Raw genomic sequence first — 5,177 nt, forward strand, 5'->3', positions numbered from 1 at the left:
ATCAGGATCCGTGGGTCGGCGAGGAGCGCGCGGGCGATCGAGATCAACTGACGCTCGCCGGCAGAGAGGCCCGATCCTCCTTCCCGTACGACGTGATCGAGGCCGCCGTCGAACCGGGCGGTGATGCGGTCGACACCGATCGCATGGGCTGCCGCGGCGACCTCCTCGTCGGTCGCCTCGGGGCGCCCGAAGCGAATGTTGTCCGCGATCGTCCCGGAGAAGAGGAACGGGTCCTGGAGGACGACGCCGAGTTGGCGTCGCAGCGAGCGCAGCTGAATGTCCCGCAGGTCGATGCCGTCGATCTTCACCGACCCCTCGAGTGGGTCGTAGAATCGGGCGATGAGCTTCGCGGTCGTCGACTTGCCGCCACCCGACTCGCCGACGAGAGCAACGCATCCGCCCTCCGGCACGTCGATCGAGATCCCATGGATCACCGGCTCGTCGCCGTAGGCAAAGACGACATTGTCGAGCTGGAGATGCCCGGCGATGCGACCGATCTCGGGGGCGCCCTCACGATCTGTGATGTCCTGCTCGGCGTCGAGGACAGTGGAGATCTTCGTCATTGCCGCACTCGCCGCCTGAACCTGCCCGTAGAGCTCCGAGAGCTCCTGTAGCGGCTGGAAGATCAGCTGCAGCATCCCCATCGCCGCGATCAGGGTTCCGATCTCGAGCGACCCCGAGCCGATCATCTTGGCGCCCGCGAACAGCACTCCGACGGTAGCGATCGCACCCAGGAACTCGATCGCAGGGAAGAAGAAAGACGACAGCTTCTGGGCGTAGACGTTCGAGACACGATTGGCCTCGTTGAGCTCTGCGAACTCGGACTGGAACGCCCGCTCACGGCTGAAGGCCTGGACGACCGCCATCCCGGAGACGGACTCGGCGAGCTGAGCCGTCACGGCGGCGATTCGCGTGCGAACGTCCGCGAAGGCAACGTGCGAGGTCGTCTGGAACCACCGCGTGACAACGATTCCCGGAGGCAGGATGATCAGTGCGACGACGCCGAGCCTCCAGTCCAGAACGAACAGCCCGACAATCGCGGCTACGAGCGTCATCGAGTTGACGACGAGCGTGGTCAGGCCCTGGTTGAGGACGTCGGAGAGGGCGTCGACGTCGCTCGTCAGTCGGGCGATGATCCAGCCGGCCTTCTGCTTCGAGAAGTAGCGCAGTGAGAGCGACGTCAGGTGGTCGAACAGGTCTCGACGGAGATCGAGGACGATCTGCTGGCCGATCCCGGCGAGCATCAGCCACGTCGTCGTCCCGAGGATCCACGCTGTCGCACCGACGGCGATATAGAGGACAACGTCGGCCGTGAGCCGCGTCGGATCGTCGGCCTTGATGCAGTTGTCGATCGCGTCGCCGACAATCGCCCAGCCGGCGACCGGTGCGGCCGCTGAGACGGCTGCAAGCAGCATCACCCCGGTCAGTCGTCTTCGGCGCCCAACGGTGTAGCGCCCGAGGCGCGACAGACCCGTGCGCTCGTTATGCGGCAAGAGTCTCATCTCCGAAGAGCTCGGCGAAGGCTCCGCCGAGGCGAATCAGATCCTGCGGCAAGCCATTCTCGACGATGCGGCCGTCCTTGAGAACGACGGCTCTGTCGGCCACGAGGATCGTCGAGAGGCGCTGGCCGGAGATCAGAACCGTTCGGCCGGCGACCGCGGGTCGGAGCGTGGCCACGAGGTGGCGTTCGGTTTCGGTGTCGACGGCCGACATCGGGTCGTCGAGCACGATGACGCGCGATCGCGCAACGAGCGCGCGCGCGAGAGCAACCCGCTGACGCTGGCCTCCGGACAGGTTCACGCCACGCTCGCCAATCAGCGTGTCGTAACCGTCCGGCAGTCCGTCCACGAACGCCGCCACGCCTGCGGCCTCACAGGCTGCGAGTACGTCTGCCCAGTCGGCGTCTGGCCGCCCCGCGAGCAGATTGTCTCGCAGCGGCACTGAGAAGAGGACAGGCTTCTGCGTGACGAGGGCGACGGAGTTCCGGAGCTCGGCAAGGCCGAGATGACGGCTGTCGATCCCGCCGACGAGCACACGTCCGTCGGTGGGATCGTAGAAGCGCGGTAGCAGATTGAGGAGTGACGTCTTGCCTGCACCGGTCGCGCCGCACACCGCGACGATCTCCCCGGGCGCAACCTCCAGCTCGACACCCGAGAGAACCTCGCTCCCCCCGCCGTAGCTGAAGCGAACATTCTCCAGCCTGATCGTCAGCGGGCCATCCGGTAGGTGCGCGGGGTCCGCGGGCTCCGCAAGCGCCTTGATCGATCCGAGCCAGGCAAAGGATCGTGAGGCCGCCGCCGTTGCCCGCTGGCCGAGGTTGATGATCCAGCCGAGCGCCTCGAGCGGCCAGACGAGCTGCAGCAACAACGTGATGAACAGCGTGAACTCGCCGATTGTCAGCGTCCCTGCGATCGCGTCCTTGCCACCGAAGTACAGAACGGCTGCGATCGCGAGCGAAGGCAGGAAGATCAGGCCGGGGAGGAAGCGCGCCTCGATTCCCGCCTGTCGCATCGTCTCGACGCGCACGGCTTCGGCCCGATCACCGAATCTGCTTCGCACGTCGTTCTCGCGCCCGAAGGCTTGCACCATCTCGATGCCGATCACGGCCTCGTCGGTTGCCTCGGTCAGGTTTCCCTTCTTGGCCTGGACGACGCGGGAGATCGGGAAGACCTTGTGCGCGAAGACGTAGGTGAGAACGGCAATCGGAGGCATGGCAAGTGCCGCGATCAGTGTGAGTCGTGCGTTGACCGAGATGAGGACGATCGCTGCCCCGACGAGCATCATCACGCTCTGGATCGCCTGCACGACGCCCCAGCCGATGAAGTACCGCACCGGGTAGATGTCGTTCGTCGCGCGCGAGATCACCTCGCCGGTTGCGTGTCGGTCGTAGAAGGCGCGCGGGAATCGGAGGTACGCGTCGTACATCATCCCGCGCAGACGCGCTTCGACGGCGATGCCGATCCGCGCGGTCGAGTAGCGCCGGACGAAGTTGACACCGAAGCGGAACGCTGCGATCACGAGGATCAGACCGAGGAAGGGGAGCAGGAGGCCGGAGTCGCCGCCGACGATCGCCTCGTCGATCGTGCGCTGGATCAGGATGGGGATCGCGAGCGAGAGACCCGTGAACGCGAGCGCGCACACGAGCCCGACGAGGACGAGCCGCCACTGCTCCCGCCACAACGGGTACAGGTGGCGCAGGGTCGGCCAGAGGGTCAGATCGGATGGGTTGACGTCTTGCACGCGCGGGTGGGCTCCTAGCCACGTGCCAAGTCGACACGCAATCGTTGAAACATGACCTGTCGCTACGGATCGAGCGGTGAGCGACACACCGCCCGGAGCGGGGCTCCGAGGCGGTCGGACGGCGCACTGTATCAGGCCCAGCGGCTGCGACATCGATCCGACAACACATTGGCCTTGACAGACATCATATTGATGTCATATACTGGTCACATGGACATCGAACGACACGTACAGGCAATCCAGGCGGATCTCGCGTCGGCCGCAGCGCTCGGCGACGAATCGGCGGCGGTTGCAGGAGAGCGACTGGCTGCGGCCGTCGCATCGTCGCTGCAGCTCCGGCTTCTCGACGTTCTGACCGAGGCGACGCTCTCGCTCAATGCACAGCTCTCGAGCGGGCATGTCGAGGTTCGTCTCGCCGGGCGCGAACCCGAGCTCGTGCTCGTCGAGGATCAGTCGAGCCGGGTCGCCGAGCCCCCGTCTCCGGGAGACGACCTCAGCGCCCGCATCACGTTGCGCCTGCCGGAGGCGCTCAAAGCACAGATCGAGGTGCTTGCGGCCAGCGAGGGCGTCTCGGCCAACGCGTGGATCGTCCGGGCGCTCTCTCGCTTGCTCGAGCCGCGTGTTGGCATGACCCGCACCGGCAACCGACTTCAGGGCTTCACTCACAGCTAGGAGAGGAGAAAGATCATGACAATCTTCCCATCACTATTCGGCAGCGTCGATCTCCCGAACATGGATGACGCGCGGCCGCCGCGCGACAAACCAGACGGAGTCCGCGTCGTTCGGCGCCCGCTGCCGAGGAGAGGCGCGCGGACGTGACGATCTTCGAGCCAACAGGCCCCGTCGCCGTGAAGGTGACGCTCGCGGGAGGCGAGGTCACCGTTCAGGCCAGCGAGCTGCCCGGGGTCGAAGTGGAACTCGCGCCGCTACGAGACAACGAGGTCACGAGAAGGGCGATCGCCGACGCGCGTGTCGAAATGATCGAATCCGGCGGGAGGTGCGAGGTCATCGTGAGCCTCGCTAAGGGGAGCGGGTTCACGATCGGCAGGGGTCCGGAGGTCGGCGTGCGCGTTCGCTGCCCACGTGGATCGGATCTCGGCGTTCGGTCGAGCTCCGCCGACCTCGAGGCCACGGGCGCGCTCGGCTCGGTCGAGGCCAAGACCGCTTCAGGTGATGTGTCGCTCGAGGCCGTGGACTCCGCGAACCTCTCAACGGCGAGTGGAGACGTTCGGGTTAGGGATGCCGACCAGGTGCTCAGCATTCGCACGGCCTCGGGGAATGTCTCGGTCGGTCGTTGCCGCGGAAGCCTCTCGATCAACCTCGTTTCGGGGGATCTCGTGGTTGCCGAAGCGGCGGCGGGATTCAACGTGGCCACCGTGTCGGGAGATGTGGAGATCCAGGCCGCCGCCGGCGGGCCGATGCAGATCGGTTCCGTGTCGGGCGACGTCCACGTCGCGATCAAGCCGGGCGTGAGTCTCTACGTCGACGCCAGTTCGTTGAGCGGCGACCTGAGCTCAGAGCTCGAGTTGGAGGTCGCACCGGCGGTCGGCTCGGAAGCACAGGTCAGGGAGCTCTCCATCCGCACCGTGAGCGGAGACGTTCAGATCGTACGGGCGGCCGTCGCCCACGCCTGACGTCACCCGTCGTCTGCGAGGTGCTCCGCGAGACAGGCCAGCGCGTAACACAGCCAGGCCAGGTCGGCGTCGTGCCTGAGCCGCTCGAGCGCCGAGGTGACCTCCGAGAGGCCCGTCGCTGAGCGCGCGAGCGTTGCGAGTCCTGCTGAGAGTTGCGCTCGTCGATCCGGGCCGTCCAGGTCCTCGGCGAGCGCGGTCACGGCCCTGCCGTAGAGCTCGAGAGGTCGGCGAGGATCGCCTCCGGCAGCAAGCAGTAGCTCGGAGCGCCTGAGCGCGGCAGCCACTTCGTGCTCGTCGAGCACG

Annotated in this window: 5 protein-coding genes; 2 read left to right on the plus strand and 3 right to left on the minus strand. The window is 66.4% G+C overall.

The features are described from left to right. Positions 1 to 1,502: ABC transporter ATP-binding protein (locus tag ABIR74_RS00005; RefSeq protein WP_348174560.1), on the minus strand; the 1,502-nt coding region annotated here is incomplete at its 3' end. Beyond that, a complete protein-coding gene (locus ABIR74_RS00010) occupies positions 1,483 to 3,240 on the minus strand; it encodes an ABC transporter ATP-binding protein (protein WP_348174561.1) in 1,758 nt (585 codons plus the stop codon). The genes ABIR74_RS00010 and ABIR74_RS00005, both read right to left, overlap by 20 nt. Positions 3,241 to 3,450: 210 nt before the next feature. Here ABIR74_RS00010 and ABIR74_RS00015 point away from each other — a divergent pair, with 210 nt between their 5' ends. After that, positions 3,451 to 3,912 carry a toxin-antitoxin system HicB family antitoxin gene (locus ABIR74_RS00015; RefSeq protein WP_348174562.1) on the plus strand — a complete coding sequence of 154 codons (462 nt, stop codon included), beginning with the start codon at positions 3,451 to 3,453 and terminating at the stop codon, positions 3,910 to 3,912. Positions 3,913 to 4,055: 143 nt separating this feature from the next. Further along, the gene (locus tag ABIR74_RS00020; RefSeq protein ID WP_348174563.1) at positions 4,056 to 4,874 is read left to right on the plus strand and encodes a DUF4097 family beta strand repeat-containing protein; all 819 of its coding nucleotides are present in this window, start codon (positions 4,056 to 4,058) and stop codon (positions 4,872 to 4,874) included. A 2-nt stretch (positions 4,875 to 4,876) separates the two neighbouring features. Here ABIR74_RS00020 and ABIR74_RS00025 read toward each other — a convergent pair. Beyond that, the coding region (locus ABIR74_RS00025; RefSeq protein WP_348174564.1) for a hypothetical protein at positions 4,877 to 5,177 on the minus strand (301 nt) is incomplete at its 5' end.

Source organism: Gaiella sp., assembly GCF_039915195.1.
Classification (GTDB): Bacteria; Actinomycetota; Thermoleophilia; order Gaiellales; family Gaiellaceae; genus Gaiella.

Bases quoted from the DNA above. Each gene is read 5' to 3' on its own strand.
- ABIR74_RS00015 (WP_348174562.1), top strand. From the start codon at position 3,451: ATGGACATCGAACGACACGTACAGGCAATCCAGGCGGATCTCGCGTCG.